We start from the raw sequence: 24,555 nt of genomic DNA, 5'->3' as shown, positions 1-24,555 counted from the left end.
TACTATTTTAATAGGAATTACTCTTGGTTATCTAAGGGTGATTCTGAAAATCAATTGAATATTATAAAGTTATGAGAGAAAGAGTATCTCGAAGTGTTTGAAAAAGGGTAATCCCCCCATTTTTAATTGAAGCTAAAAATAGAGGGGTAGGCAGCTAGTGCCAATTTTTGCCTTGGAGTAATCCCTGCAGTATTTGGCCGTTCATTGTTGTACGTCCATAGCCATTGTGTCGCATGTAGTTGTACATCAGCAATACTTTCAAATAAATATTGGCTTAGCCAGTCATAACGAACAGTGCGGTTATACCGTTCAATATAGGCATTTTGTTGGGGATTTCCTGGTTGAATAAAAACTAACTGTATCTGATTTTTATCCGCCCATTGCTCAAGCAATTTACTGACGTACTCAGGCCCATTATCACAACGTATCTTTCGAGGTTTTCCCCGCCATTCAATGATTTGATCGAGTGCCCGTAGCACTCGCTCTGCTGGCAAAGACAAATCAACCTCAATGGCAAGCCCTTCGCGGTTGTAATCATCAAGCACATTAAATAACCGATAATTACGTCCATCTTCTAACTGGTCGTGCATAAAGTCCATCGACCAGCACTCATTGATAGTGGTTGGCACAGCCAATGGTTCTGGTTTTTCCCTGATTAACCGTTTTTTGGGTTTTATCCGCATATTGAGCTCTAACTCCCTATAGATTCGATAAACCCTCTTATGATTCCAGGCAAATCCCTTAACATTACGCAAGTAGAGAAAACATAAACCAAAGCCCCAATTGCGCTGACTCTGTGACAGACGAAGCAACCAGTCCGCTATGAGTGCATTCTCATCGTTTAATATAGCCTGATACCGATAACAGGTTTCACTTAAGCTAAATAGCTCACAGGACAAACGAATTGAAATACCCTTATCATGCACCGCCTTGTGCGCCAGTTCACGCCGGCGCGACGGTGTTACCACTTTTTTTCAATGGACTCTTTGAGGATCTCTGCTTTTAATCGCTCTTCTGCGTACATCTTTTTAAGGCGACTGTTTTCAGTTTCTAGCTCTTTTAATCGGGACATCATTGACGCATCCATGCCGCCAAATTTAGAGCGCCATTTGTAGAATGTTGCAGCACTAATCACATGCTCACGGCATAGCTCTGAAACAGGCGTTCCGCCTTCGGATTGCTTTAAAATTGATAGTATTTGGCTATCTGTAAATTTTGATTTTGTCATGAAGAATCTCCTGGTTGTAAGTTACTAGAAAATTCGTATCCGTTCGGTGAAATACACCTAGAGGAATAAGTGAAAATTGAAGAAGATCGCTACACCATAACTATTGGAGTAGACGATGACAAAAAGAGATGAGTACTGGAGTGACATGGTTAAATCCTATGAGGAAAGTGGTTTAGCACCAGGATTATTTTGCCGTAATAAAGGAATATCAGACTCCAGGCTCAGATTTTATCGCAATAAATTCAAGAAAGAGTCTAAAGCAGTTACCCCAGCCAAAGAGGCTTTATTTGAGCCACTTATTATTACTCCATTACCTTCTGCTAAGGCAGTGTTTAAATTAGTTATTGAACTCCCTAATAAAATACGCTGTGAACTTGATGCAGCTGACCATCAACACCGACTGATATTATTAAGGGAGTTGATGACCTTATGTTAATTCCAGATGATGTTCAAGTGCATTTATATTGTGGAATAACTGATATGCGCAAATCCATTAATACTCTAGCCATTCTGGTGCATGAAGTTTTTGGAATGGAGCTTAGTGCAGGTCATTTATTTTTGTTTCGTAGCAGAGGAGGAGATAAGTTAAAAGCACTGTACTATGAAGAGCAGAGTTTTACCTTATGGTACCGCAGATTAGAGAAAGGGAAATTCATTTTCCCCCGCAATACCCAAGGTCATATTGAGCTGACAAAAGAGCACTTAAAATGGCTCATGGCCAGCAATAAATTCACCTTTCATCAAGGAGGAAACCCGGTGATTTACCGTGATTTTCATTGAAAAACACTGAAGAAATCATGGTGGTTATGGTATAATATCACCATTAAAACAAGCACTAAACCAGCCATGATTTCCTCAAAAGACCAATCACTTTTAATGCCTTTGCAGGAAGAAATTAATCAATTAAAAAAAGAAGCTCTGGAATGGAAGCAAAAGTATTTTAATATGCTAGAGCAATTCAAACTGGCTCAACAGCGTAAATACTCTCCCTCATCTGAACACAATATTCTGCAAGGCGAGTTGCAATTTGATGAAGCAGAAAGCATAGAGGTCACAGAGCTGCCGCAAGAAGATAATACAATTACGGTCACCTATACTCGCAAAAAACCAGTACGACGCCCATTACCTCCAGAGTTACCCCGTGAAACCATTGAGCATGACATTGCAGAAGAAGAAAAACTGTGTGCTTGCGGCTGTATGAAGCAACGTATTGGCGAAGAGGTCACGGAACAGCTAGAGTTTGTTCCTGCAAAGCTGACGGTCATTGCCCATGTGCGACCCAAATATGCATGTAATCGTTGTGATGAAGGGGTAAGCATTGCCCCTATGCCGCAATTATTCCTTCCTAAAAGCATTGCCACACCAAGCCTTGTAGCTCATGCCATTATTAGTAAATACCAAGACCACCTCCCTTTATACCGTCAAGAGCACATCTGGAAACGAATGGGCATTGAGATGGCTCGCAATACAGTATGTGGATGGATAATGGCAGCATCTGAGGTATGTAGCCCAATGAGGAACGCTCTAATCAAAGAGCTGGTTGCATCAAACTACCTTCAGGCCGATGAAACACCACTTCAGGTGATGGATGAGCCTAATCGAAAAAATACATCCAAGAGCTATATGTGGGTATACCAGAATCACAAACCGGATAAAAAAATCATTGTGTTTGATTATCGTGAAACCCGACAAGCCCAATGGCCTAAAGAACTACTTAAAGAGTTTAAAGGCTATTTACAAACAGATGGGTATGTTGGTTATGACTGGGTTGATGACCATCCTGATATTATTCATTTGGGATGTTTTGCACATGCCAGACGTCCTTTTGCTGAGCTTGTCAAACTGGCTAAAACCACAGGTAAATCACATCAGGCCGTGGCGTATATTCAAAAGCTCTATGCCATTGAAAAAATTGCTCGGGATGGGAACTATACGGCAGAACAACGCTATCAGATAAGGCTCGAACAATCAAAACCCATTCTTGACGCTTTAAAGACTTGGCTTGACCAATCCTTAAAAAATGCGGTACCCAAATCAAAGCTGGGTGATGCCTTAGTTTACATGTCTCAGCGATGGAAGGAGCTTACTGCTTATTTGCTTGATGGGATGCTCGAGATTGATAATAATGCCATTGAAAACATCATTAGGCCTTTTGCTCTGGGCAGAAAAAACTGGCTCATGTCTGGAAGCCCTAGAGGGGCTCATGCTGGGGCATTATTCTATAGCCTTATTGCAACAGCTAAGTCCAATGGCCTTAATCCTTTTGATTACCTCAAAGTCCTCTTCGAAAAAATCCGCTTCTGTAAAACCGCAGAAGACTTCACGAATCTTCTTCCTTTTAATCTCAAGATGAATTAACCCCTTCTTCTAATGCAACCCGTAGTTCACCGAACGGATACGTTAATATTGCTCCAAGTGCTGTTGAAAAGGCCGATATCTGTCAAAATGCCATCAATCTATGGCTCAAAATAGGTTAAAAAAGTGACAGATCCATACTTTCTCAATTTCAGTTTTAATAAATTTTCACGCAAATTACATCCAGAACCATTAAGTAACTACAAAAATTGACGACATCTTTAGAGGCATAAATTTATATCGCGTTAAAAGATCCGTTTTATTTTTCTTATCATCGAATGATCTAAATCCGCTCCTCGCTCTTCCATTAATTCTTCAATCGCACGCTAACTTAATGGGTGGGCAATTTCCATCTCACTGTCATTAGTATTATATCTTTTGGGAAATGCCGTCCTTTAAAACTGATCATAATCTGCCTTTTTACGGGCATGATCACTTATGACTGATATTTTCGACAGAACCAGGCCCCTTGCCCAATGAGTACTTTATTTAAAGGATGCAGTACTAGATTAACGCAAGCCAATATAAACAACAAAAGTGTTGATTTATCTTAGAGCACCATGATATAATTTTGTTCGATTATGATTGTTTAAATGAACCAATTATGGCTTGCGACCTATCTTCTCCAAAAGGACTAATAGAGAACTGGTTCCTTCTGGTTTTAATTATTAAACGGGTTCGTCGCTAATGTTACTGACACAAAAAACTGTGAAATACGGCAGTCATTAGTAATATCGAATGCTGCCATAAAGATTAAATTACGAGGAAATACATATGGCTATTACTATCGATATTATTGAACAATCAACAATTGGCATCAAACTGGACTTATCATGTAAAAACTTAAGCGATAATGATGTTGCGATTATTTGCACTTATTTAAAAGGGCACCCAGAGATAAGCTCGATTAATGTGTGCGACAACCAAATCGGAGACGAAGGCGCTAAAGCGCTGGCGGCCAATACCAACCTGTCATCGCTTGATGTGTCCAACAACCAAATCGGAGTCGAAGGCGCTAAAGCGCTGGCGGCCAATACCAGCCTGACATCGCTTAAGGTGGGCTATAACCAAATCAGAGTCGAAGGCGCTAAAGCGCTAGCGGCCAATACCTGCCTGACATCGCTTGATGTATCCAACAACCAAATCAGAGTCGAAGGCGCTAAAGCGCTGGCGGCCAATACCCGCCTGACATCGCTTGATGTGCAACTTAACCAAATCGGAGACGAAGGCGCTAAAGCGCTGGCGGCCAATACCCGCCTGACATCGCTTGATGTGGGCTATAACCAGATCGGAGTCGAAGGCGCTAAAGCGCTGGCGGCCAATACCCGCCTGACATCGCTGGATGTGAGCTTTAACCAACTCAGAGTCGAAGGCGCTAAAGCGCTGGCGGCCAATACCAGCCTGGCATCGCTTGATGTGCGCGGCAACCAAATCGGAGTCGAAGGCGCTAAAGCGCTGGCGGCCAATACCAGCCTGACATCGCTTAATGTGGGCTATAACCAAATTGGAGACGAAGGCGCCAAAGCTCTGGCGGTCAATACCAGCCTGACATCGCTTAATGTGTACCTTAGCCAAATCGGAGACGAAGGCGCTAAAGCGCTGGCGGCCAATACCAGCCTGACATCGCTTGATGTGGGCTTTAATCAAATCGGAGACGAAGGCGCTAAAGCGCTGGCGGCCAATACCAGCCTGACATCGCTTGATGTGCGCGGCAACAAAATCGGAGACGAAGGCGCTAAAGCGCTGGCGGCCAATACCAGCCTGACATCGCTTGATGTGCGCGGCAACCAAATCGGAGTCGAAGGCGCTAAAGCGCTGGCGGCCAATACCAGCCCGACACCGCTTAATGTGAGCTCTAACCAAATCGGAAACGAAGGCGCTGAAGCTATTGACGAAATGCTTGAGAGCAATCGTAAAAACATCAACAAGGAAGCAAATACACCAAATATCAGCATGATGGTGCTGAGTGGCTTTATAGCCGCCGCAGGAATCACCGCCATCGCCGTTGCTTTTGCCCTATTAAACGCCGCAACTTTTGGTGTGGCAGGGGTAGTACTGGCTTGCGCAGGTGTTGCTGCAACCCTGTCGGGCGCCGGCCTATTCGCTGCAGGCGCTAAGCAATACATGGCTGAAAAACCAGAAGCCACTCCAAATGTGGCAACCGCAGCAATATAAGAATAAAAGCCATTTCTACTGAAGGTGCGCTTCTAGCGCACCTCAAGAGAATAGTATTTTTTCACAAGCCCAGTAGCAAGTCTTCATTATTTGTTAGGACTTGAAAACAGATTCGGCTCTGCTTGAATTATTTTGCAAATGAACCAGATTTTCCATGGCATTGGAGTATCAATCGTTGGATTGAAGGAGAGACTGTTTCACTGCTCATAATTCACCACCTTCCATCTTACGATGAAAGAGTTTTAAGCCCAATTACACCAGAAAAAATGAGACCCAAACAGAACAACTTACCTATTGAAACAGAGTCGCCGAAGAATACGATACCTAAAATGACTGTACCAGCAGCGCCAATCCCTGTCCAAACTGTATAGGCAATCCCTACTGGCAAATCCTTTATTGCAACGGCTAGAAGGTAAACACTGATGAGTAGCATTATTAGAGTACATAGGGTTGTCCCTATATGGTATCCGTTCGGTGAAATACACCTAGAGGAATAAGTGAAAATTGAAGAAGATCGCTACACCATAACTATTGGAGTAGACGATGACAAAAAGAGATGAGTACTGGAGTGACATGGTTAAATCCTATGAGGAAAGTGGTTTAGCACCAGGATTATTTTGCCGTAATAAAGGAATATCAGACTCCAGGCTCAGATTTTATCGCAATAAATTCAAGAAAGAGTCTAAAGCAGTTACCCCAGCCAAAGAGGCTTTATTTGAGCCACTTATTATTACTCCATTACCTTCTGCTAAGGCAGTGTTTAAATTAGTTATTGAACTCCCTAATAAAATACGCTGTGAACTTGATGCAGCTGACCATCAACACCGACTGATATTATTAAGGGAGTTGATGACCTTATGTTAATTCCAGATGATGTTCAAGTGCATTTATATTGTGGAATAACTGATATGCGCAAATCCATTAATACTCTAGCCATTCTGGTGCATGAAGTTTTTGGAATGGAGCTTAGTGCAGGTCATTTATTTTTGTTTCGTAGCAGAGGAGGAGATAAGTTAAAAGCACTGTACTATGAAGAGCAGAGTTTTACCTTATGGTACCGCAGATTAGAGAAAGGGAAATTCATTTTCCCCCGCAATACCCAAGGTCATATTGAGCTGACAAAAGAGCACTTAAAATGGCTCATGGCCAGCAATAAATTCACCTTTCATCAAGGAGGAAACCCGGTGATTTACCGTGATTTTCATTGAAAAACACTGAAGAAATCATGGTGGTTATGGTATAATATCACCATTAAAACAAGCACTAAACCAGCCATGATTTCCTCAAAAGACCAATCACTTTTAATGCCTTTGCAGGAAGAAATTAATCAATTAAAAAAAGAAGCTCTGGAATGGAAGCAAAAGTATTTTAATATGCTAGAGCAATTCAAACTGGCTCAACAGCGTAAATACTCTCCCTCATCTGAACACAATATTCTGCAAGGCGAGTTGCAATTTGATGAAGCAGAAAGCATAGAGGTCACAGAGCTGCCGCAAGAAGATAATACAATTACGGTCACCTATACTCGCAAAAAACCAGTACGACGCCCATTACCTCCAGAGTTACCCCGTGAAACCATTGAGCATGACATTGCAGAAGAAGAAAAACTGTGTGCTTGCGGCTGTATGAAGCAACGTATTGGCGAAGAGGTCACGGAACAGCTAGAGTTTGTTCCTGCAAAGCTGACGGTCATTGCCCATGTGCGACCCAAATATGCATGTAATCGTTGTGATGAAGGGGTAAGCATTGCCCCTATGCCGCAATTATTCCTTCCTAAAAGCATTGCCACACCAAGCCTTGTAGCTCATGCCATTATTAGTAAATACCAAGACCACCTCCCTTTATACCGTCAAGAGCACATCTGGAAACGAATGGGCATTGAGATGGCTCGCAATACAGTATGTGGATGGATAATGGCAGCATCTGAGGTATGTAGCCCAATGAGGAACGCTCTAATCAAAGAGCTGGTTGCATCAAACTACCTTCAGGCCGATGAAACACCACTTCAGGTGATGGATGAGCCTAATCGAAAAAATACATCCAAGAGCTATATGTGGGTATACCAGAATCACAAACCGGATAAAAAAATCATTGTGTTTGATTATCGTGAAACCCGACAAGCCCAATGGCCTAAAGAACTACTTAAAGAGTTTAAAGGCTATTTACAAACAGATGGGTATGTTGGTTATGACTGGGTTGATGACCATCCTGATATTATTCATTTGGGATGTTTTGCACATGCCAGACGTCCTTTTGCTGAGCTTGTCAAACTGGCTAAAACCACAGGTAAATCACATCAGGCCGTGGCGTATATTCAAAAGCTCTATGCCATTGAAAAAATTGCTCGGGATGGGAACTATACGGCAGAACAACGCTATCAGATAAGGCTCGAACAATCAAAACCCATTCTTGACGCTTTAAAGACTTGGCTTGACCAATCCTTAAAAAATGCGGTACCCAAATCAAAGCTGGGTGATGCCTTAGTTTACATGTCTCAGCGATGGAAGGAGCTTACTGCTTATTTGCTTGATGGGATGCTCGAGATTGATAATAATGCCATTGAAAACATCATTAGGCCTTTTGCTCTGGGCAGAAAAAACTGGCTCATGTCTGGAAGCCCTAGAGGGGCTCATGCTGGGGCATTATTCTATAGCCTTATTGCAACAGCTAAGTCCAATGGCCTTAATCCTTTTGATTACCTCAAAGTCCTCTTCGAAAAAATCCGCTTCTGTAAAACCGCAGAAGACTTCACGAATCTTCTTCCTTTTAATCTCAAGATGAATTAACCCCTTCTTCTAATGCAACCCGTAGTTCACCGAACGGATACCCTATATGAGTAAACCCATTAGTATATTTGAGTAAAATAGCCCAACAGACTTCGAATAGACCAGCAATAATTAGAATAAGCCAAGACATAAAACACTGATGTGGTCAAGCAAATTGATACACACCAGTTAAGCGACTTTTTTTAATTGTATTATTTGCTCATTTTCAAACTGATTTGGACTTTTATATCCAAGGAATGAATGTAAGCGGTTACTGTTATAAAACATTGTAATATAATTCAGGATGTCTTGTTGTGCCTCAAAGCGAGTTTGGTAATTGCGCCATTGGACTCGCTCTTGTTTTAACCTCCCGAAAAAGCTTTCAGCAACAGCATTATCCCAGCAGTTACCTTTACGACTCATACTACCGATGCAACCATAAGTAGTTAATAGCATGCGATAAGCATTACTCGCATATTGAACGCCTCGATCGGAATGGGTTATTACTCCAGTATTGGGTTTGCGTTGCCAAAGCGCCATTTTAAGGGCGTCACAAGCCAGGCTTGCCTTCATCCGCGAACTCATACTCCAACCGATAACTTTTCTTGAAAACAAGTCGATAACAACAGCTAAATACAACCAACCCTCTTGTGTCCAAATATAGGTAATATCGGAGGCGTAAGCTTGATTAGGCTTTTCTACAATAAACTGTCTATTAAGTACATTTTCAAATATAGGCTGCTTATGCTTGCTGTTTGTTGTTACCCTATATTTCTTTCTGTAACGTGCGTGTATTCCTGCTTCCTTCATTAGATTTCGGGCTTTATTTCTCCCAACAGGATAACCTAATGCATTTAATGCTTTTTTCATTCGACGGCTTCCATAAGTATAATGGCTTGATTCTGCTAATTTTTTAACCCAATCAAGCATCTCCACATGCAATGGATCTGGTGGTTTATTACATTTAAGATAATTGTAAAAACCACTTCTTGTAACACCCAGCAATTGACACATCACGTCAATTGGCCAGGCCTTCTTATTCTGGGCAATAAATGAATATTTCACTTCATTTCTTTTGCAAAGAAGGCCGTCGCCTTTTTTAATATTTCTTTTTCCATTGTTACGCGTCTTAATTCTTCTCGTAAACGACGTATCTCTAGTTGTTCGTCAGTTAATTTACCATTACCTCTAAATGCTTGCCCTTCCTCTTTGGAGTGTTCTTTGATCCACCGGCTTATCAACCTGGAATCAATGCCCAGACTTTGTGCAGCTTCTGATTGCGTATAATTCTGCTCCAAAACAAGACTAATAGCGTCTAGTTTAAATTCTTTAGTATATTTCGTTGCACCCATTTTATTACCTCCAGTTAAGATGATTATCTCTTATCTGGAGTGTACAAATCCATTAGACCACATCACACCCCTTTAAAAGAGGTCGTCCTTAATGAATGAATTTGTTAACAGGGTCGTCCCTGTTAACAAAAATATAGCACTTGCATTAGAGTGAAGCAACAACAATCAACTATATGTATTAATTAGAACCTCTGATAAATTACAAGAAATGAAGTTATTTAGGATCAGCATGCAAATAGGAAGCTACGATGTAGCCTATGTTGATGAAACCGTACTTCAATTCCTAAACGAACAAGGCAGGCTCGCAACTAGCACCTCCTACATGTGGCTTTTATGGCGCACGCCAGACGTTACTTTTTTGATGTGGTTAAAGCCACTAAAAACAAACCCGATATTGTCAAATTAGCGGTTGAGTGGTTCGCGAGACTTTATGCGATTGAAAAAACTAAAAGATTACAAGGCTACAATCGAACGCATTAAACAGGTGCGACTAGCCGAAGCCCAGCCTATTTTAACCCAATTCAAACAGTGGTTGCTTACGCAACAAAAAATCGTCTTACCAAAGTCCCCACTCGGAAAATCCTTGTTTTAATCGATTAAGCTCTGGGATAGTCTCACGCAATACATTAATGATAGGCAGGCCTGAAAGAGACAATAATCGCTCTGAACGTGCCATTAAACCCTTTATAATCAGTCGAAAAAACTGGTTGTTCAATAGCTCCATTAAAGGAGCAGAAGCTTCAAGCATTCTCTTTTCTCTGGTTCAAACCTGCAAAGAACATGATGTGGATGTCTTCGCTTACTTTAAATACGCGCTGCCAAGCGCAATAACGAGGGCGATACACAGCAGTTATTACCTGTAACGTCAACACAGATGTACTCAAGTCTCAAAGAATCATTCCTGTTTTACTATATGTAGACAAGTAGGTCTTTGGTTTGGCGCTTACGATTAAGTATATGAATTCATATTAGAAACTACCTCTGGTTCTTCCTCAGAAAGTACTAATACTAACTCTCGATAATCTGATTTAAATATGTTGAAAGATTCCACTAGTTCAGTACAATAATCGTACAGTTCATTTTTATTTATATTTCCTGCAGCCGATATTAAATTTTTTAATTTGTCATAATCAGTATCAGTAACTAAATCAGCTAATAGTTCATTTAGACGTTCTCTGTTATTAAATTCGTTTAAGCACTCTTCAAAAGTCGTTAGCTTAATTTTTAATTGATAAAAGTCATTTTTAAGTTGAACTATATCTTTACTTAATGATTGTTTATTAATGACATGATTTTCAAATATTACCATATTATCATTCAGGCTTGTAAGGTTATAATATAGGCGCGGTTTTCTGGACACAAAAAAAGGTTTTTTAAGAGCTATTCTTCTTAATACAAAGAGGAGAATAAAATGTCTAAAAAGCGAGCTTATTATACGGCGGCCAAGAAGGCAAAAATAACGCTAGCTGCGATTGAGGGGAAACTCACACAAGCGCAAATTACCAGTGAATACGGTGTTCACGCAACGCAGGTAAAAACTTGGAAGCAATCGGCCATCAAAGCCATTAACGATTTATTCTCTGGGGCTAATGAAAAAGAAGCCAAGTCCCAAGAGCAGCTTGTTGAGGCATTATATCAAGAAATTGGTCGACTTCAAGCGCAGCTATCTTGGCTAAAAAAAAAGCATGAACTTTAGTCTGGATGAAAAGCGCGTCATGATTGATCCTCTTGCCGAGCTCACCATTCGTGAACAATGCTTGCTATTAGACTTGCCTGTTTCAAGTTATTATTATAGTGCCAAGCCCATTTCTGTCGAAGATGAAGCGCTTATGGCGCTACTTGATGAGCACTATCTGCAGTATCCATGTGAAGGTAAAATTAAGCGGGCAAGATGGCTGTCAAAAGAAGTAGGCTATCCTGTTGGTAAACGTCGAGTAAAAAAGTTGATGGAAATGATGGGGTTATCGACTGTTTACCCAAAGCCAAATACAAGCGTTCCCAATAAGGAGCATGAGGTGTTCCCTTATTTATTAAAAGAGGTGGATATCACCAAACCAAATCAGGTTTGGGCCGCAGATATCACCTACATCCGCATGAAAGGAAAGCATGTGTATTTAGTAGCTATTATGGACTGGTATAGTCGTTATGTGATTGGATGGGCTATTTCACCTACTATGGAGGCTGAATTTTGTATTGAGGCGCTTAGAAACGCTTTGCTGCATTCGCGTTGTGAGATCTTTAACACGGATCAGGGTTCTCAATTTACCTCAAAAGATTGGATAAATACGCTAAAATCTCACCACATTTCTATCAGCATGGATGGGCGAGGACGTTATTTAGATAATATATTTATCGAGCGATTGTGGCGTAGTGTTAAGCAAGAAAAAATCTACCGGTATGATTTTGATACAATTGAAGAGGTTGAGCTGGCCTTAACGGAGTATTTTGAGTATTATAATAACCGAAGGCTTCACCAGTCCTTTAATTATTTAACGCCCGCAGAGGTGTATTATGGCCGGAAAAGACCATAAACCCTAAATGAGAGCGTCATGACTTACCCACAAGGCCCACAGGCCTATACGAGAAAGTGAAGCTCTCCTGACCTGTGGACTTGTGGATAAGTCATTCTGATAGAGTTGTGGTAAAATGACCTAAGACAATTCGTAGTAGCAATCACTATTCATACGGTATTGAGTAGGTTTAAATAGGTTAATTTGAGTGAATTTTTAACTATAAATGATGGATGAATAGCTCTTATTTTTCCTTAATTTTGTTCCAGATATGCGGACCCATATCACAGACCTCATTGAATATTTAGCGTAAATTGCACTGACACAATATCCTGTTCCCAATTTGAATTAACTATTGTAAAGAATTGATAAGGATTTGATTAAAGTGCCCCCTTAAATGGGAAAGAGCCCAAATTATAGAGTGCGTGTTAAGGTGCTCTGCGGATGATTGAAGCTGCCCCATTAAATGGGAAAGAGCCGTTTTGTGTTCTTGATTAGTGCCCCCGAAAATGGGGAAGAGCCAGTTAATTGCTTGATTTTAAATGGTGCGCTCGGAGGGACTCGAACCCCCGACACCTTGGTTCGAAGCCAAGTACTCTATCCAGCTGAGCTACGAGCGCGATGGGTGTTTATTTGAGATGTTTTACTTTTGGTCTTTAAAGGTTTGAGACCAAAATGGTGGGCCGTATAAGATTCGAACTTATGACACAGAGGTTAAAAGCCTCCTGCTCTACCAACTGAGCTAACGGCCCCTTACAAGGGTAACGATTTTAAAACTACATCATACAGACTGTTGGTATTCAGTTTCTTAAAACTGGTGGGCCGTATAAGATTCGAACTTATGACACAGAGGTTAAAAGCCTCCTGCTCTACCAACTGAGCTAACGGCCCTAAAGAGGCTGAAATCATACCGGATTAGAGCAGAATTTCAAGTCTTTTTATTGAATTTTTTTTTAAATAATCAGATTGCATCAATTATAGACGGCCATCCATATTCGGATTTTGAGTTGAAGTAGTTAAATTTTTTTCTGTGGCAAGTATCGCCCAGTTTTGTGATTTAAGCTTGTAGCTAAGGGAGCGGGCATTGTGGCCTGATGTTAACACCAGCAAAACATCAGCTCCCATAGCACCGCAGCCTTTGATAGCTAATACTTCAGGAAAAGTTCTTAAACGATTGATTAACTCTAAACTATGTAGGGCGACTAGATTTAACTCACTTAATTGATGATGGTAATTATTGATGCTATCAAGTAATTTCTTGCTATTTATTTCTTCAAAAGCTTGTTTTGCCTCATCTACTGTTAAAGATAACTCTTCTAACTGATGGGGAAGGCTTGCAGACTGGAGATGATGATGAGTCGCAAGTTTTACGCCTGTATGTAGCAGTAAAAAGGAAAGATCTTTAAAGGGCCAATCATATGATTGGATGATTTTTTTTTGTTTATTGATATAAACACACCCTTGTTGAGATTGAGCAATCACGTCATAGCCACTGGGTCTTAAACCTGCTCCCGACCATGATGATTGATAGTAGGCCTGAAGCATGGAATTTAAATCAGAAATTTTATTTTCTATATAGCTACTGGCTAAATAACTTGCCAAAAACTGAGCGCTAGATGCACCCAAACCACCAAGACCATTATAGGGATCATACCAGGATAGACCTTTACTGGAGTATTTTTGTCGTTGCCACCAGATACCTGCTGGAGAGTCAGAATGTATTCCGACTAATTCCTTCCTATCAGTTAATAAAAGTTCAAAGTAAGGTGTAGTTGTTAAAATTATGGCTGAAGCTTCAGTCACGGCTACATACTCACCTAATAAAAAAGTTTTGGCAGGTATTCGCCATTTCATATAGCAATTGATGTTAGTCTGAGTTCGGCTAATAAGTCATATGCATTATTCAGGCTAACCCTTTTGTTTACATGCAACCACTCTTGCAGTCGCTCTTTGAGCACCGGCATTTCATTTTCATTAGCGCCAGCTACCAAGAGAAGGTTATCAATATGTAATTTCATATGACCTTGGATAATACCCTCGGTGCATAGGGCTTTAATTGCCCCCAAATTTTGTACTAGTCCTACTGCCGCTATAACTTGGGAGAGTTGATTTGCTGAAGTGACGTCCATCATTCGTAAACACATTTTGGCAGTAGGGTGAAGGGAGGTAACTCCACCTACAGTGCCCACTATGATGGGTGCGGTTAATTCTCCAGTGAGGATTTCATCCTGATAGCGCCAACGGGTAATTGCTTGATATTGCCCAGTCCGAGCAGCATAAGCATGTATTCCAGCTTCTACCGCTCGCCAATCATTACCCGTAGCAATTAAAACGGGATCAATACCATTCATTACCCCTTTATTATGAGTAGCGGCTCTGTAGGGATCCATTTCTGCGAATAAAGAGGCCTCATGTAATTTATGGCCAAGTATGGGATCAATATTGCGTAGCGTAACTTGTGCCGTAGTTAATTTTTGATCGTTCAAATTGGACAGAATACACATAGTGACTTCTTCATCCGTTAAATGTTCAATGGGTGTCTTTAAGTATTCAAGCACTTGATTAATGATGTTGGCACCCATAGCATCGCAACTATTCATAGTAAGATGAATAACCCCCATGTCTTTACCATCTTCTCTTTTTAAATGTCGTAATTGTAAATCAATGACGCCGCCACCGCGTTTTACCATGTTAGCGGCCACATCTTCATTTGCTTTTTCGATGAGATAGCGGCGATTTTCGTTAAAAATCTTTGAAAATCTTTGAAAATCTTTGATTTTAGCTAATTGAATCTGGCCAAGAATACACTCGCCATGAACCCATGTTGTTATTTCACCATGTTGTCTTATCCATTTTGCTGACTTGGATAAAGCAGCAATAATAGAAGTTTCTTCAACAGCCAGGGGAATAACATAATCCCGGCCATCGATGTTAAAATTGGTCGCTACACCCAAAGGGAGTTGAAAATATCCTATGACGTTTTCTATCAATTTGTCAGCCAGGTTTAAACTCTTGATACCACCCTGGTTTAAAAAAAGAATATCCTCAGGAGTTATAACTCCTAAAGTTAATAGTCTTTGAAATCGTTCCTCACGTGATAATTTTGAAAATCCGCAGAATAATTCTTCAGCATTAGAAGCTATGGACATGCCTTCTCCTTTAAATCGCTAAGGTTTAAGCTGCCAGTACAGAACATGGCAGTTTTTAATTCATATTCTATAGCCATCATTTTGTTTAGAACGTGTTGACTTGATTCGAGGGCTGGTTCAAGCATAGGTTTAGCAAATCCAACTGTAGTAGCACCTAAAGCAAATAATTTAGCGGCATCCAGACCGTGTCTTACTCCACCTGAGCCCCATATTTCAAAAACCGGATTTATAGCGGCAGCGTTTTTGACACTCTGCAGGGTATCAATTCCCCAATTCCGAAATGTATCTGCTGTTTGATGTCTTAGGGAGTCATTCACCGCTCTGTGACCCTCAATACGTCCCCAATGAGTTCCACCAGCCCCACTTACATCAACTGCAGCAACGCCTAGATCGTTTAAGCGAGATAATGTCTTTTTTGAAAAACCGCAACCGGTTTCTTTTACAACGACAGGGGTATGGATGGTTTTTACCAGCAAACCCAGAGCATCCCAACATCCTTTAAAATCAGTAGTGCCCTCAGGTTGAATGCATTCTTGCAACGGGTTGCAATGTATAATAATTGCATCTGCCTGAAGGGAGTCTATTAAGTGCTGAATGGCTGAAATAGGGGTGTGAATCAGCTGGGCAATTCCAAGGTTGCTGAATAAACTTACTTTTGGAAACTCATACCTTAAGGGTTTCCATTCAAAAGCAGCTTGTTTGTCAGTTAATTCCCGTCGTTGTGAACCTACACCCATAGCCCATCCAGATTGAGCGCAAGCTTCTATAAGACGTTTGTTGATGTTAATTGAATTGGAATGCCCTGCGGTCATTGAACTGACAAGAAACGGTTTTTCGACGATTTGATTGAAACGCCTATTTTGAAGTGAGATGTCAAAAAAATTAAGGTCCGGTAAGGCTTCATGTACCAAAGAAAAATGATCAAAGGGGTTTAATTCGCTGCTTTGATTCCCTGGCATTAATGCGAGTTCAATGTGATCGCGTTTCCGTTGTTCAAATTGACTGTAGTCGTTTTGCATACCTGGATTCTGAATTTGAGAAAAATAGAGATGATATTATCATAAAGTAATGAAGCTAACCACCTTCAAGTTTCAGCTGACCAAGAACCTATTGAAAGGATCAATTGTGGGTAAATTTACTTAAGGCAGCTCAAAAAAATATTTAATTATTACTGATAATCGATCAGTTTATTTTGTTATCCATTTGGACATCTGCTAGATTGAGGCATCTAACAGATGTTGTATGAGTGCTATTTAAACTTTTATCTGCGCCAGTGCCGATTCCCGCGATGTCTGTAGTGACGGTATCCGGGATGCCTGTAGTGACGGTATCCGGGGTGCCTGTAGTGGCGATAACCATTGTTCCAGCGATACCCACGATGGTAATAGCCACCGTAGTATGCAACTTGAGTAGGTACTGCATTAACTGGGGTATTCAATTCTCTGGAAGCCGCCTTGGCAGGTGAGGTGAACAATAACGCCCAGAATAATATAGAAAAAACGGCAATGAGCTTCAGTGCCGGCTTACATTTGTAGAAGTAACGTTCCATTGTTTATACTCCTCATCATGTGTTCATGTATTATTATAGACCAGTTAATGCATATAATGAACATATTGATTTTTATGTTCTAAAAGATTGTGTAATGTTCCTTAATGTAAATTAGCTTCAAAAAGCCTCTGTCATGAAAAATTATTATAAGGGGCAACGATTTGTTTTAGCAGGGTAATTACAATATTTCTGGTTTTAATCCAGGGTATTGGTGAGCTATTCCAAATAAGCAATTCAGGTGGTTATGCTGCAATTTTAGCAAGACATAATCGTACTTTATTTATTCAGTTTACCAAAGACCTGTTCAGTTTCTTCTGGTGATTTTTGTCTGAAGATAATTAGATCCATTCATTCCGCACAAAATCTCACCACTAAGCTATACATAACCCAACTTAATTATAAATAGGGCAAATATATGTATAATTTGTACCATTATGCGCCATATAATTGCAAATACACTTCTTTTTAATCTTTTTTTTAAATTTTTTGTGGAGTTATGAATGAAAAACGAGTACTATCCGCACATTAATTGTTCATAACCTTAGAGGATCTAAAATGGCTAGTAAACATAAAAAAGAAATGAAAGCTTTTAATGCTGCAGAACAAATTAGGAACAATTTAATTACTTCATTGAGAAACTGCAAGAATAAAAGTATGTTAGACAGTATTTTAAATAAGTATGAAAAAAATCAAAAAAAAAATATGTTCGCAGTAGGTAATTTAACACCTGGTCATAGAAAAACGATTGATGGTCTGCAAGAGACGATCAAAGAACTGATTGCAGAAAAACAATTACAATTTCCTCCAAAACCTATTGAAGAAATTGAAGTTCGCGATAATAGCGAAGAAATTCAAAATGTAGATGAACCTTCTGAAATGTCTAAGAGTAACGACCCTGTTCCTGATCCTACTCATGTTGATGCACACATTCCAACTTTTGTCCCTACAACCGATATAGGCCATCAGGAGCCAGTACTTGATCTAAATTCAGAAGCAGCAACATCAACCTTGGATTCAGACTTACCAGTCATATTCAGAGAAATAAAACCCGAGCGTGAAAGAATTTTGGCGCGAGTTAAATTACAATTAGATGCTCTTTCAGATAAAAAAGCGGAATTTGTTGGTAAATATTCGGCTCATGCTGACAAATACCCTGATGATTTGGCCACGTTGGAAGAGTTTGATAAAGCGATGCAAGCTACAGAAAATATCTATAATCGTGTTAACTATTTATATGATGCGTATATCCATGGCGAAATAGAACTCAATGTTTTTAAAGATGAAGCTGCTCCTCTCCTGGACGATACAGTGGAAGAAGTACAAACATTGAAGTCGCACCGTGGTTTAAAAGAAATAGTGATTAACTTATTAGCTGCTATTTTCAGCATTGGTATTATTCATGGAGCATCATTTATAGCCACCGGAAAATTTGAGTTCAGGCTGTTTAAGCCAGCAACAAAATCGGGTGCAATAGTCGATGAACTTGAAAAAGAAATTGGGAATGCAGCTGCTGCCTCTGCCTAAGTGATTGTTCCTTTATTTGCTGTTTTGTTTGCTAAGACAAACAGAACAGCAACGTCCTTGTAAATCAATTAATTTAACATAAGCTATACCTCTTATCAGGCCTCTTAATAATTCGCGCTTCAACTATAGATTATCCACGCAATTCAAGTGTCGTTAAGTACTATTAAAAATTCTAAATGTAAATATAAGAAGTATGAATAATATTATGATAACATGGCTCATTAGCTTTTCCGGCTCTTAGGCTGTGATGTATTATCCTTGGGCAATTTTAAAAAAATAACTATGGATCAAAGCAACGCTCAAATCATATTCGAAAAGGAACAAAACGGATTCCAGTGCAGGGGTGACTGGTGCGTTTTGGCCCTAGGCAATTTATCAAAAAACTTTAGAGAAAGTGATCTACCTAAAGGACAAAAATTAGTAGTCAATGGGGAGTCAATTACCTCCTTTGATAGTGCTGGAGCACTGGCTTTAACAAGCTGTGTGGATGAGCTCAAAAAAAGAGAAAATGAAGTTCAGTTAATTAATTTTTCTGAAATCCAAAATGAACTTATTGAGTTGATTGAATCAAACCGTAAGGTAATTTCCTATCAAATCCCTGTTCCTGAAAGAGAGGGTATTCTGTACCAAATCGGCAAAGAGTCAGAAAACAAATTAATGCAGGTGGATGGTCTTATCATTTTAATTGGTGATTTGAGTACCAAACTATTTGAAGCTGTGGGTGGTTGGCGCCGATTCCACGTAGCAAGCATTATTTCAAATATAAACTCAGCCGGGCTTAAAGCACTACCTATAGTTGCTTTACTTTCCTTTTTAATTGGAGTGGTCCTGGCATACCAAATGGGTCTCCAGTTAGCTACCTATGGCGCGAATATTTTCATTGCATACCTGTCGGGCATGGCTATTTTTCGTGAATTTGCCCCCCTGATCACAGCAATTATTGTAGCCGGAAGAACCAGTTCTGCCTTCACTGCACAGATTGGAAGTATGAAGGTTAATGAAGAAGTTGATGCCTTGCTTACTATGGGGCTTTCTCCTACAGAATTGCTCGTGCTGCCCAAGGTCATAGGTTTATTAATTGTCTTTCCTTTATTAATTTTTTGGGCAGATATTTTTAGTATTTTAGGGGCAATGATTATGTCCAATTCAATGTTAGATATTGGCTTTGAAGATTTTTTGCAACGCTTAAGAGAATCTGTTGGACTTTCTCAAATGATGTTAGGATTATATAAGGCTCCGGCTTTTGCCATTTTGATTGCTCTTGTGGGCTGTTATCAGGGGTTCAGAGTTCAATCGAGTGCTGATAGTATAGGTAGTCAAACAACTAAAAGTGTGGTGCAGGCTTTATTTTTGATTATTATAGTTGATGCGATATTTTCTGTTATTTACAGCTGGATGAAACTTTAAATGAGTGAACCCGTCATTGAAATTAAAGGGATGAAGAACTTCCTTGGCGGTCAATGGGTACATTCAGATATTAATCTGACCGTAAATAAAGGGGAAATACTGGCCATTATTGGTGGTTCTGGAAGTGGAAAAACCACGATCCTGCGTAGCTTGCTGATGTTATTGAAACCTACTGCCGGTAGTATTAAGGTATTTGGCAAAGAAGTGTATAACCTGGATGCGCAGGAAGCCTTTAAGCTTCGCCGCAGGTGGGGAATGCTTTTTCAGCATAGTGCTTTATTTTCTGCGATGACTGTTTTGGAAAATATAATGTTTCCCATGCAGGAATTTACTAATCTGGAATCAGCGTTCATGCAAAAGTTAGCGTTGTTGAAAGTAGCTTTAGTTGGATTACCTAAAGAAGCTGCTGGTAAACTGCCATCTGAATTAAGCGGTGGTATGCAACGAAGAGCCGCAGCTGCACGAGCTATAGCGATGGATCCTGAGTTGTTGTTTCTCGATGAGCCAACCACAGGATTAGATCCACGGGGCGCAAGACTTTTTGATGAATTGGTTCTTTTTTTAAGGGATTCGTTGAGTTTAACTATAGTCATGGTAAGTCATGATATAGAGTCGTTAAAAGGTACTACAGATCGAGTAGCTTTTGTTGGGGACGGGAAAATTCTTAGCGTGGAGCCCATGAAAGAATTGATGAAAAATAAAAACCCATTGATTGCTGATTACTTCAGTAAACTTTAGGACTAGATACGTAACATATAGGGGACAGTTTACTTGGAATCAAAAACCAACTACACCATTGTGGGGCTGATCGTACTGATTTTGGCAGCTGGGCTTCTATCTGCAGGATTATGGCTGTCTGTTGGTTTCAATCAGAAAAAATATTCTTTATATACGGTTTACTTTCCTGAGTCTGTAGCTGGTCTGACTCAAGATGCCCCAGTTAAATATAACGGTGTGCAGGTGGGTAACGTCAAGAGAATTAAATTGAATAGTAATGATCCCAGACAAGTAGAGATTACCTTGAGTATCGAAGAGGGCACGCCAATTACGACCAGTACTTCTGCAACTTTGATTTCCCAAGGGATTACCGGAGTGACCTATCTGGGATTATCTGCAAGTACCTCTAATCTAACTCCGATACAAAAAATGCCAGGCGAACCCTATCCTGTAATTCCTACAAAACCTTCTTTATTTAATCAATTGGATACAATATTAAAAGAAGTTTCTGAGAATGTGAATAAATTGAGCACTGAAGCGCAGCGCATATTTAACGAAGAAAATGCAAAACATATAAAAGAGTCTTTGGCGAATATAGAACGGGTTACTAAAGTGGTTGCAAATAATAATGATAAAATCAACAAAAGTCTGAACAGTGCTGATATTTTTTTAGCCAATATGGCGAAGGTCAGCAGTGATTTTCCCCAACTGGTTAAAGAGTTAAAATTAGGGGCCGTTAAATTTAATTCTGCTGCTACAAATATCGGTAAAGCCAGTAAGAGTGTATCGAAAACTATGGACTCTGGAAAAAATACAATAGAAAAAATCTCACAGCAGACTCTGCCTCCTGCCATAATTTTGCTTCGTCGATTGAATGATATTGCTGCTAATCTGGAGAAGGTCACTAATGAAATGCGGCAAAACCCTTCAGTACTTATTCGTGGAACAAAACCACCTAAATCTGGTCCAGGAGAATAATCATGCGAAGCCTAATGAGCCTTTATTTTACTATTGGAATAGCGTTACTCATGGGGTGTTCTCCAGTGAAACTGCCTGTAGCCAATGAGTTTCAGTTGAGTTCATTTAGTGCAAAAAAATATGTTTCAAGACCTCGCTCTCTTACTCTTTTAGTCACCTCTCCTGAGGCTGTTGCAGGATACCAGACTGAACAAATGCTCTATGTTCAAAAGCCTTTTCAGATTGAGGCCTTTGCCAAAAATGCATGGATTAGTCCACCTGCAGACATGTTATATCCTTTGTTAGTGCAAAGTTTACAGCGAACAGGATATTTTTATGCTGTTGCTTCTAGCCCTCATAATGAAAAAACAGATTATCGCCTCGATACCCATTTGCTAACTCTGGATCAGAGTTTTCTAAAAAAACCCAGCGTCATTGAACTGGTTGTTAAATTGGTTCTAACTCGTACTGATAATAACAAAGTGATTGCATCACGCATTATCAGTCTACAAACTCCTTGTCCGATGGATACTCCTTACGGTGGTGTACTCGCCGCAAACAGGGCATCTCATCAGTTTACGGCAAGTGCAGCTGACTTCGTGATATCTCATATAAAACGAGACTAAACATGGTAAAGCAATAGCCAATAAATAAAAAAAATTGTACAATGAGACCCCATGATTGTCATGTGATTTCTAATAATAAGAAAAAACTAAAGGAGATTGAGGATGAAAACCGGATCGTTATTTAAATTGGGATTGCTTGTGGCGAGCGTAGTGCTTGTTGCTGCTTGTTCCAGAACACCAGGTAGTGTCAATGGTGCCGCTATGAGTGATGCTGATGCTTCCGCTCAGGGTTTAGGGCAAATGACTCATTTTTCTGGTCAACAACCAGGTGAATCTTATACAACCCAGGCGCCTCATAATCAATTGTATTTGTTCTCTTATGATGACAGTAATCTGGCATCCAAATATTTGCCTTCTGTGAATGCACAGGCTGATTATCTCAAGTCACATCCAGGTGCACGTGTTCTTCTGGCAGGTCATACTGATGAACGTGGTAGTCGTGAATATAACGTAGCTCTTGGCGAGCATCGTGCAAATACCGTAGCTGATATTTTACGAATGGCTGGTGTAAGCAGACAACAAGTACGTGTTGTTAGTTACGGGAAAGAGCGTCCTGCTAACTTAGGACATGATGGTGCATCACACGCTCAAAACCGTCGTGTAGAATTTACTTATGAGGCAACAAGATGATTAATTGCAAAAGACACATTATCGCCATTGGATTGACATTAATGCTTCCCTTGACTGGTTGGTCAGAAGTACCTGTAATCGACGATAGTGAGAATTTTGCTTTTTCAGATGGACAACAGGTGGCAGAAGCTCCTGCTGTCCACCCTAAGTATGATGAGTCACAGAATGAATATTATCAAATGGACAGTGCGCAGTCCGGGGATGGTCCTGCCTTAGTTAAGGAAGAGCAGAGCAATGATTCTAATAATGATATTAACCATAACGCCAAACTTATTGATAAAATACAAGCATTACAGCAAGAGCTTCAAGAGTTGCGTGGACAGCTGGAAGTTCAAGCTCATGATTTAAAATTATTACAGCAGCAACAAGTGGCTTTTTATAAAGATTTGGATGCTCGTTTAGGCAATGGATCTATGGCTCAAAATAAGCCTGCAACAGATATTACTCTAGGTCCGAAACCACTCAATGCCCAACCGACTTCCCCGGTTACGGCTTCAACCCCAATAAAAACAACATCATCTGCAACTGTACCACTTGTTAGTGCAGTTTCCAGAACGAACCCTGCAGATGAGCAAATTAGTTATTTAGCAGCATATGAATTAGTAAAAAATAAACGGTACGATAATGCTATTAATGCAATGCAAATATTTGTTCAAAAGTATCCTAAAGGGGGATATACAGCAAATGCTCAATATTGGTTAGGTGAGTTGCATCTGGTTAAGAAGGATTACCCCAAAGCTATAGAGCATTTTGAGGTTGTATTACGGCAATTTCCTGGATCCAGTAAATCTGCTGCCAGTATGCTCAAATTAGGATATGCGCAGTCTGCCACTGGTAATAACCAGGAAGCGAAAATTCTTTTTCAACAGATCATCAAAACTTATCCTGATACATCTACTGCCCAATTAGCCAGTGTGAAATTGAATTCAATTAAAGCACTATGAAACAATTTAATAATCAATTAAGAATCACGGAAATTTTTCATTCATTGCAAGGAGAGTCGGTTACAGTAGGTTTACCAACAGTGTTTATACGTCTAACCGGTTGTCCATTGCGTTGTCAATACTGTGATACTGCTTATGCCTTTACTGGTGGTAAAGTGCGAGAAATGGACGAAATACTTGATACTGTAGCTACTTATGAATGTAACTACGTCTGTGTTACCGGTGGTGAGCCTTTAGCACAACCAGGGTGTATTGATTTGTTAAAACGATTATGTCATGCAGGATATTCCGTTTCACTGGAAACAAGTGGAGCGCGTGATATCTCCAATGTTGATCAGCGAGTTATGGTGGTTATGGATTTAAAAACACCAGACTCTTTAGAGTCTGACAAGAATTTATTAGCAAATCTTGATTATTTAAAACCAGAGGATCAAATTAAATTCGTACTATGTAGCCGTAAGGATTATGAATGGGCCTGTAATATGGTAAGCGCACACCGCCTGTCTGAGCGGGTGAAATTACTTTTTTCACCAAGTTGGAACCAACTTAATCCGACCGAACTTGCAAACTGGATAGTAGAGGATAAATTAGCAGTTCGCTTTCAGTTACAGTTACATAAAATTTTATGGAATGATTCGCCAGGTCATTGATATCAAGGAGAAAATTT

Annotated in this window: 28 protein-coding genes and 3 tRNA genes; 19 read left to right on the top strand and 12 right to left on the bottom strand. The window is 40.0% G+C overall.

The window, feature by feature from the left end:
• Positions 1-122 precede the first annotated feature (122 nt).
• A protein-coding gene (locus HRS36_RS13625) for an IS3 family transposase (protein WP_173237727.1) occupies positions 123-1,228 on the bottom strand; the annotation gives its coding sequence in 2 pieces (ribosomal slippage) (positions 123-967 and positions 967-1,228; 1,107 coding nt in all).
• 115 nt (positions 1,229-1,343) lie between these two features.
• Between HRS36_RS13625 and tnpA (HRS36_RS13620) the strand changes: the two genes are divergently transcribed.
• From tnpA (HRS36_RS13620) to HRS36_RS13605, 4 genes are all read left to right on the top strand, one after another.
• A complete protein-coding gene (gene tnpA, locus HRS36_RS13620) occupies positions 1,344-1,664 on the top strand; it encodes an IS66 family insertion sequence element accessory protein TnpA (RefSeq protein ID WP_173236280.1) in 321 nt (106 codons plus the stop codon).
• Positions 1,658-2,008 (top strand): IS66 family insertion sequence element accessory protein TnpB, encoded by a 351-nt coding sequence (tnpB, locus tag HRS36_RS13615; protein WP_173236281.1) that lies wholly within the window; start codon positions 1,658-1,660, stop codon positions 2,006-2,008. The genes tnpA (HRS36_RS13620) and tnpB (HRS36_RS13615) overlap by 7 nt, the downstream gene beginning before the upstream one ends.
• 66 nt (positions 2,009-2,074) lie before the next feature.
• The gene (gene tnpC / locus HRS36_RS13610) at positions 2,075-3,586 is read left to right on the top strand and encodes an IS66 family transposase (RefSeq protein WP_173236282.1); all 1,512 of its coding nucleotides are present in this window, start codon (positions 2,075-2,077) and stop codon (positions 3,584-3,586) included.
• 771 nt (positions 3,587-4,357) lie between these two features.
• Positions 4,358-5,758: a leucine-rich repeat domain-containing protein gene (locus HRS36_RS13605; RefSeq protein ID WP_173237726.1), complete on the top strand. Its 1,401-nt coding sequence runs from the start codon at positions 4,358-4,360 to the stop codon at positions 5,756-5,758.
• 226 nt (positions 5,759-5,984) lie between these two features.
• On the opposite strand, the gene HRS36_RS13600 is transcribed toward HRS36_RS13605, so the two are convergent.
• A complete protein-coding gene (locus HRS36_RS13600; protein ID WP_173237725.1) occupies positions 5,985-6,191 on the bottom strand; it encodes a DMT family transporter in 207 nt (68 codons plus the stop codon).
• A 110-nt stretch (positions 6,192-6,301) separates the two neighbouring features.
• Between HRS36_RS13600 and tnpA (HRS36_RS13595) the strand changes: the two genes are divergently transcribed.
• The 3 genes from tnpA (HRS36_RS13595) to tnpC (HRS36_RS13585) all read left to right on the top strand — a co-directional run bounded on the left by tnpA (HRS36_RS13595) (position 6,302) and on the right by tnpC (HRS36_RS13585) (position 8,544).
• The gene (gene tnpA, locus HRS36_RS13595; RefSeq protein WP_173236280.1) at positions 6,302-6,622 is read left to right on the top strand and encodes an IS66 family insertion sequence element accessory protein TnpA; all 321 of its coding nucleotides are present in this window, start codon (positions 6,302-6,304) and stop codon (positions 6,620-6,622) included.
• The gene (gene tnpB, locus HRS36_RS13590) at positions 6,616-6,966 is read left to right on the top strand and encodes an IS66 family insertion sequence element accessory protein TnpB (RefSeq protein WP_173236281.1); all 351 of its coding nucleotides are present in this window, start codon (positions 6,616-6,618) and stop codon (positions 6,964-6,966) included. Before tnpA (HRS36_RS13595) ends, tnpB (HRS36_RS13590) begins: the two co-directional genes overlap by 7 nt.
• A 66-nt stretch (positions 6,967-7,032) precedes the next feature.
• Entirely contained in the window at positions 7,033-8,544 is a 1,512-nt protein-coding gene (tnpC, locus tag HRS36_RS13585; RefSeq protein ID WP_173236282.1) for an IS66 family transposase, read from the top strand.
• Here tnpC (HRS36_RS13585) and HRS36_RS18915 read toward each other — a convergent pair.
• Together HRS36_RS18915 and HRS36_RS13575 are read right to left on the bottom strand one after the other, a co-directional pair.
• Positions 8,531-8,674, bottom strand: a complete 144-nt coding sequence (locus HRS36_RS18915) for an SMR family transporter (RefSeq protein ID WP_275940993.1) — start codon at positions 8,672-8,674, stop codon at positions 8,531-8,533. The genes tnpC (HRS36_RS13585) and HRS36_RS18915 overlap by 14 nt on opposite strands.
• Positions 8,675-8,712: 38 nt before the next feature.
• A protein-coding gene (locus HRS36_RS13575) for an IS3 family transposase (RefSeq protein WP_226905474.1) occupies positions 8,713-9,875 on the bottom strand; the annotation gives its coding sequence in 2 pieces (ribosomal slippage) (positions 8,713-9,614 and positions 9,614-9,875; 1,164 coding nt in all).
• 229 nt (positions 9,876-10,104) lie between these two features.
• Here HRS36_RS13575 and HRS36_RS13570 point away from each other — a divergent pair.
• Positions 10,105-10,281: a hypothetical protein gene (locus tag HRS36_RS13570; protein ID WP_173235400.1), complete on the top strand. Its 177-nt coding sequence runs from the start codon at positions 10,105-10,107 to the stop codon at positions 10,279-10,281.
• Between the two features lie 150 nt (positions 10,282-10,431).
• Here the strand turns inward: HRS36_RS13570 and HRS36_RS18795 are convergent, their stop codons facing one another.
• On the bottom strand, positions 10,432-10,623 hold the full coding sequence (locus HRS36_RS18795) for a hypothetical protein (protein WP_228721819.1): 192 nt from the start codon (positions 10,621-10,623) through the stop codon (positions 10,432-10,434).
• Between HRS36_RS18795 and HRS36_RS19075 the strand changes: the two genes are divergently transcribed.
• Positions 10,550-10,738 (top strand): hypothetical protein, encoded by a 189-nt coding sequence (locus HRS36_RS19075; RefSeq protein ID WP_420814334.1) that lies wholly within the window; start codon positions 10,550-10,552, stop codon positions 10,736-10,738. The genes HRS36_RS18795 and HRS36_RS19075 overlap by 74 nt on opposite strands.
• Positions 10,739-10,824: 86 nt before the next feature.
• On the opposite strand, the gene HRS36_RS13550 is transcribed toward HRS36_RS19075, so the two are convergent.
• The gene (locus HRS36_RS13550) at positions 10,825-11,184 is read right to left on the bottom strand and encodes a hypothetical protein (protein ID WP_173237721.1); all 360 of its coding nucleotides are present in this window, start codon (positions 11,182-11,184) and stop codon (positions 10,825-10,827) included.
• A gap of 102 nt (positions 11,185-11,286) precedes the next feature.
• Between HRS36_RS13550 and HRS36_RS13545 the strand changes: the two genes are divergently transcribed.
• Both HRS36_RS13545 and HRS36_RS13540 read left to right on the top strand, forming a co-directional pair.
• Positions 11,287-11,571 (top strand): transposase, encoded by a 285-nt coding sequence (locus HRS36_RS13545; protein ID WP_173235475.1) that lies wholly within the window; start codon positions 11,287-11,289, stop codon positions 11,569-11,571.
• Positions 11,561-12,406, top strand: coding sequence for an IS3 family transposase (locus HRS36_RS13540; RefSeq protein WP_173235473.1), 846 nt, complete (start codon positions 11,561-11,563; stop codon positions 12,404-12,406). Before HRS36_RS13545 ends, HRS36_RS13540 begins: the two co-directional genes overlap by 11 nt.
• Positions 12,407-12,928: 522 nt before the next feature.
• Here HRS36_RS13540 and HRS36_RS13535 read toward each other — a convergent pair.
• The 6 genes from HRS36_RS13535 to fni all read right to left on the bottom strand — a co-directional run bounded on the left by HRS36_RS13535 (position 12,929) and on the right by fni (position 16,553).
• Positions 12,929-13,005, bottom strand: a tRNA-Arg gene (locus tag HRS36_RS13535).
• Between the two features lie 56 nt (positions 13,006-13,061).
• A tRNA-Lys gene (locus tag HRS36_RS13530) sits at positions 13,062-13,137 on the bottom strand.
• 63 nt (positions 13,138-13,200) lie between these two features.
• A tRNA-Lys gene (locus HRS36_RS13525) sits at positions 13,201-13,276 on the bottom strand.
• A gap of 84 nt (positions 13,277-13,360) precedes the next feature.
• Positions 13,361-14,239 carry a hypothetical protein gene (locus HRS36_RS13520; protein ID WP_173237720.1) on the bottom strand — a complete coding sequence of 293 codons (879 nt, stop codon included), beginning with the start codon at positions 14,237-14,239 and terminating at the stop codon, positions 13,361-13,363.
• A complete protein-coding gene (locus HRS36_RS13515) occupies positions 14,236-15,534 on the bottom strand; it encodes a hydroxymethylglutaryl-CoA reductase, degradative (RefSeq protein ID WP_173237719.1) in 1,299 nt (432 codons plus the stop codon). Before HRS36_RS13515 ends, HRS36_RS13520 begins: the two co-directional genes overlap by 4 nt.
• Entirely contained in the window at positions 15,525-16,553 is a 1,029-nt protein-coding gene (fni, locus tag HRS36_RS13510) for a type 2 isopentenyl-diphosphate Delta-isomerase (protein WP_173237718.1), read from the bottom strand. The genes HRS36_RS13515 and fni overlap by 10 nt, the downstream gene beginning before the upstream one ends.
• A gap of 1,085 nt (positions 16,554-17,638) precedes the next feature.
• Here fni and HRS36_RS13505 point away from each other — a divergent pair.
• The 8 genes from HRS36_RS13505 (at position 17,639) to queE (ending at position 24,538) form a co-directional block, all read left to right on the top strand.
• On the top strand, positions 17,639-18,607 hold the full coding sequence (locus HRS36_RS13505) for a hypothetical protein (RefSeq protein ID WP_173237717.1): 969 nt from the start codon (positions 17,639-17,641) through the stop codon (positions 18,605-18,607).
• Positions 18,608-18,889: 282 nt separating this feature from the next.
• Positions 18,890-20,014, top strand: coding sequence for an MlaE family ABC transporter permease (locus tag HRS36_RS13500; protein WP_173238531.1), 1,125 nt, complete (start codon positions 18,890-18,892; stop codon positions 20,012-20,014).
• On the top strand, positions 20,015-20,752 hold the full coding sequence (locus HRS36_RS13495; RefSeq protein ID WP_173237716.1) for an ABC transporter ATP-binding protein: 738 nt from the start codon (positions 20,015-20,017) through the stop codon (positions 20,750-20,752).
• A gap of 33 nt (positions 20,753-20,785) precedes the next feature.
• Entirely contained in the window at positions 20,786-21,709 is a 924-nt protein-coding gene (locus HRS36_RS13490) for an MlaD family protein (protein WP_173237715.1), read from the top strand.
• Between the two features lie 2 nt (positions 21,710-21,711).
• The gene (locus HRS36_RS13485) at positions 21,712-22,314 is read left to right on the top strand and encodes an ABC-type transport auxiliary lipoprotein family protein (protein WP_173237714.1); all 603 of its coding nucleotides are present in this window, start codon (positions 21,712-21,714) and stop codon (positions 22,312-22,314) included.
• Positions 22,315-22,416: 102 nt separating this feature from the next.
• On the top strand, positions 22,417-22,944 hold the full coding sequence (pal, locus tag HRS36_RS13480) for a peptidoglycan-associated lipoprotein Pal (RefSeq protein ID WP_173237713.1): 528 nt from the start codon (positions 22,417-22,419) through the stop codon (positions 22,942-22,944).
• Positions 22,941-23,888: a tol-pal system protein YbgF gene (gene ybgF, locus HRS36_RS13475; RefSeq protein ID WP_173237712.1), complete on the top strand. Its 948-nt coding sequence runs from the start codon at positions 22,941-22,943 to the stop codon at positions 23,886-23,888. Before pal ends, ybgF begins: the two co-directional genes overlap by 4 nt.
• Positions 23,885-24,538, top strand: a complete 654-nt coding sequence (queE, locus tag HRS36_RS13470) for a 7-carboxy-7-deazaguanine synthase QueE (RefSeq protein ID WP_173237711.1) — start codon at positions 23,885-23,887, stop codon at positions 24,536-24,538. The genes ybgF and queE overlap by 4 nt, the downstream gene beginning before the upstream one ends.
• Positions 24,539-24,555 lie beyond the last annotated feature (17 nt).

This window comes from Legionella antarctica, assembly GCF_011764505.1.
In the GTDB taxonomy this organism is placed as follows: domain Bacteria; phylum Pseudomonadota; class Gammaproteobacteria; order Legionellales; family Legionellaceae; genus Legionella; species Legionella antarctica.
The sequence above is the reverse complement of the archived record's forward strand: the minus strand, read 5'-3'. Positions and strand labels throughout refer to the sequence as shown.

What these genes read in the sequence shown, in the direction of transcription:
- tnpA (WP_173236280.1), top strand. Translation starts at nt 1,344, where the DNA reads ATGACAAAAAGAGATGAGTACTGGAGTGACATGGTTAAATCCTATGAG.
- tnpB (WP_173236281.1), top strand. Translation starts at nt 1,658, where the DNA reads ATGTTAATTCCAGATGATGTTCAAGTGCATTTATATTGTGGAATAACT.
- tnpC (WP_173236282.1), top strand. Translation starts at nt 2,075, where the DNA reads ATGATTTCCTCAAAAGACCAATCACTTTTAATGCCTTTGCAGGAAGAA.
- HRS36_RS13605 (WP_173237726.1), top strand. Translation starts at nt 4,358, where the DNA reads ATGGCTATTACTATCGATATTATTGAACAATCAACAATTGGCATCAAA.
- HRS36_RS13600 (WP_173237725.1), bottom strand. Translation starts at nt 6,191, where the DNA reads ATGCTACTCATCAGTGTTTACCTTCTAGCCGTTGCAATAAAGGATTTG.
- tnpA (WP_173236280.1), top strand. Translation starts at nt 6,302, where the DNA reads ATGACAAAAAGAGATGAGTACTGGAGTGACATGGTTAAATCCTATGAG.
- tnpB (WP_173236281.1), top strand. Translation starts at nt 6,616, where the DNA reads ATGTTAATTCCAGATGATGTTCAAGTGCATTTATATTGTGGAATAACT.
- tnpC (WP_173236282.1), top strand. Translation starts at nt 7,033, where the DNA reads ATGATTTCCTCAAAAGACCAATCACTTTTAATGCCTTTGCAGGAAGAA.
- HRS36_RS18915 (WP_275940993.1), bottom strand. Translation starts at nt 8,674, where the DNA reads ATGTCTTGGCTTATTCTAATTATTGCTGGTCTATTCGAAGTCTGTTGG.
- HRS36_RS13570 (WP_173235400.1), top strand. Translation starts at nt 10,105, where the DNA reads ATGCAAATAGGAAGCTACGATGTAGCCTATGTTGATGAAACCGTACTT.
- HRS36_RS18795 (WP_228721819.1), bottom strand. Translation starts at nt 10,623, where the DNA reads ATGCTTGAAGCTTCTGCTCCTTTAATGGAGCTATTGAACAACCAGTTT.
- HRS36_RS13550 (WP_173237721.1), bottom strand. Translation starts at nt 11,184, where the DNA reads ATGGTAATATTTGAAAATCATGTCATTAATAAACAATCATTAAGTAAA.
- HRS36_RS13545 (WP_173235475.1), top strand. Translation starts at nt 11,287, where the DNA reads ATGTCTAAAAAGCGAGCTTATTATACGGCGGCCAAGAAGGCAAAAATA.
- HRS36_RS13540 (WP_173235473.1), top strand. Translation starts at nt 11,561, where the DNA reads ATGAACTTTAGTCTGGATGAAAAGCGCGTCATGATTGATCCTCTTGCC.
- HRS36_RS13520 (WP_173237720.1), bottom strand. Translation starts at nt 14,239, where the DNA reads ATGAAATGGCGAATACCTGCCAAAACTTTTTTATTAGGTGAGTATGTA.
- HRS36_RS13515 (WP_173237719.1), bottom strand. Translation starts at nt 15,534, where the DNA reads ATGTCCATAGCTTCTAATGCTGAAGAATTATTCTGCGGATTTTCAAAA.
- fni (WP_173237718.1), bottom strand. Translation starts at nt 16,553, where the DNA reads ATGCAAAACGACTACAGTCAATTTGAACAACGGAAACGCGATCACATT.
- HRS36_RS13505 (WP_173237717.1), top strand. Translation starts at nt 17,639, where the DNA reads ATGGCTAGTAAACATAAAAAAGAAATGAAAGCTTTTAATGCTGCAGAA.
- HRS36_RS13500 (WP_173238531.1), top strand. Translation starts at nt 18,890, where the DNA reads ATGGATCAAAGCAACGCTCAAATCATATTCGAAAAGGAACAAAACGGA.
- HRS36_RS13495 (WP_173237716.1), top strand. Translation starts at nt 20,015, where the DNA reads ATGAGTGAACCCGTCATTGAAATTAAAGGGATGAAGAACTTCCTTGGC.
- HRS36_RS13485 (WP_173237714.1), top strand. Translation starts at nt 21,712, where the DNA reads ATGCGAAGCCTAATGAGCCTTTATTTTACTATTGGAATAGCGTTACTC.
- pal (WP_173237713.1), top strand. Translation starts at nt 22,417, where the DNA reads ATGAAAACCGGATCGTTATTTAAATTGGGATTGCTTGTGGCGAGCGTA.
- ybgF (WP_173237712.1), top strand. Translation starts at nt 22,941, where the DNA reads ATGATTAATTGCAAAAGACACATTATCGCCATTGGATTGACATTAATG.
- queE (WP_173237711.1), top strand. Translation starts at nt 23,885, where the DNA reads ATGAAACAATTTAATAATCAATTAAGAATCACGGAAATTTTTCATTCA.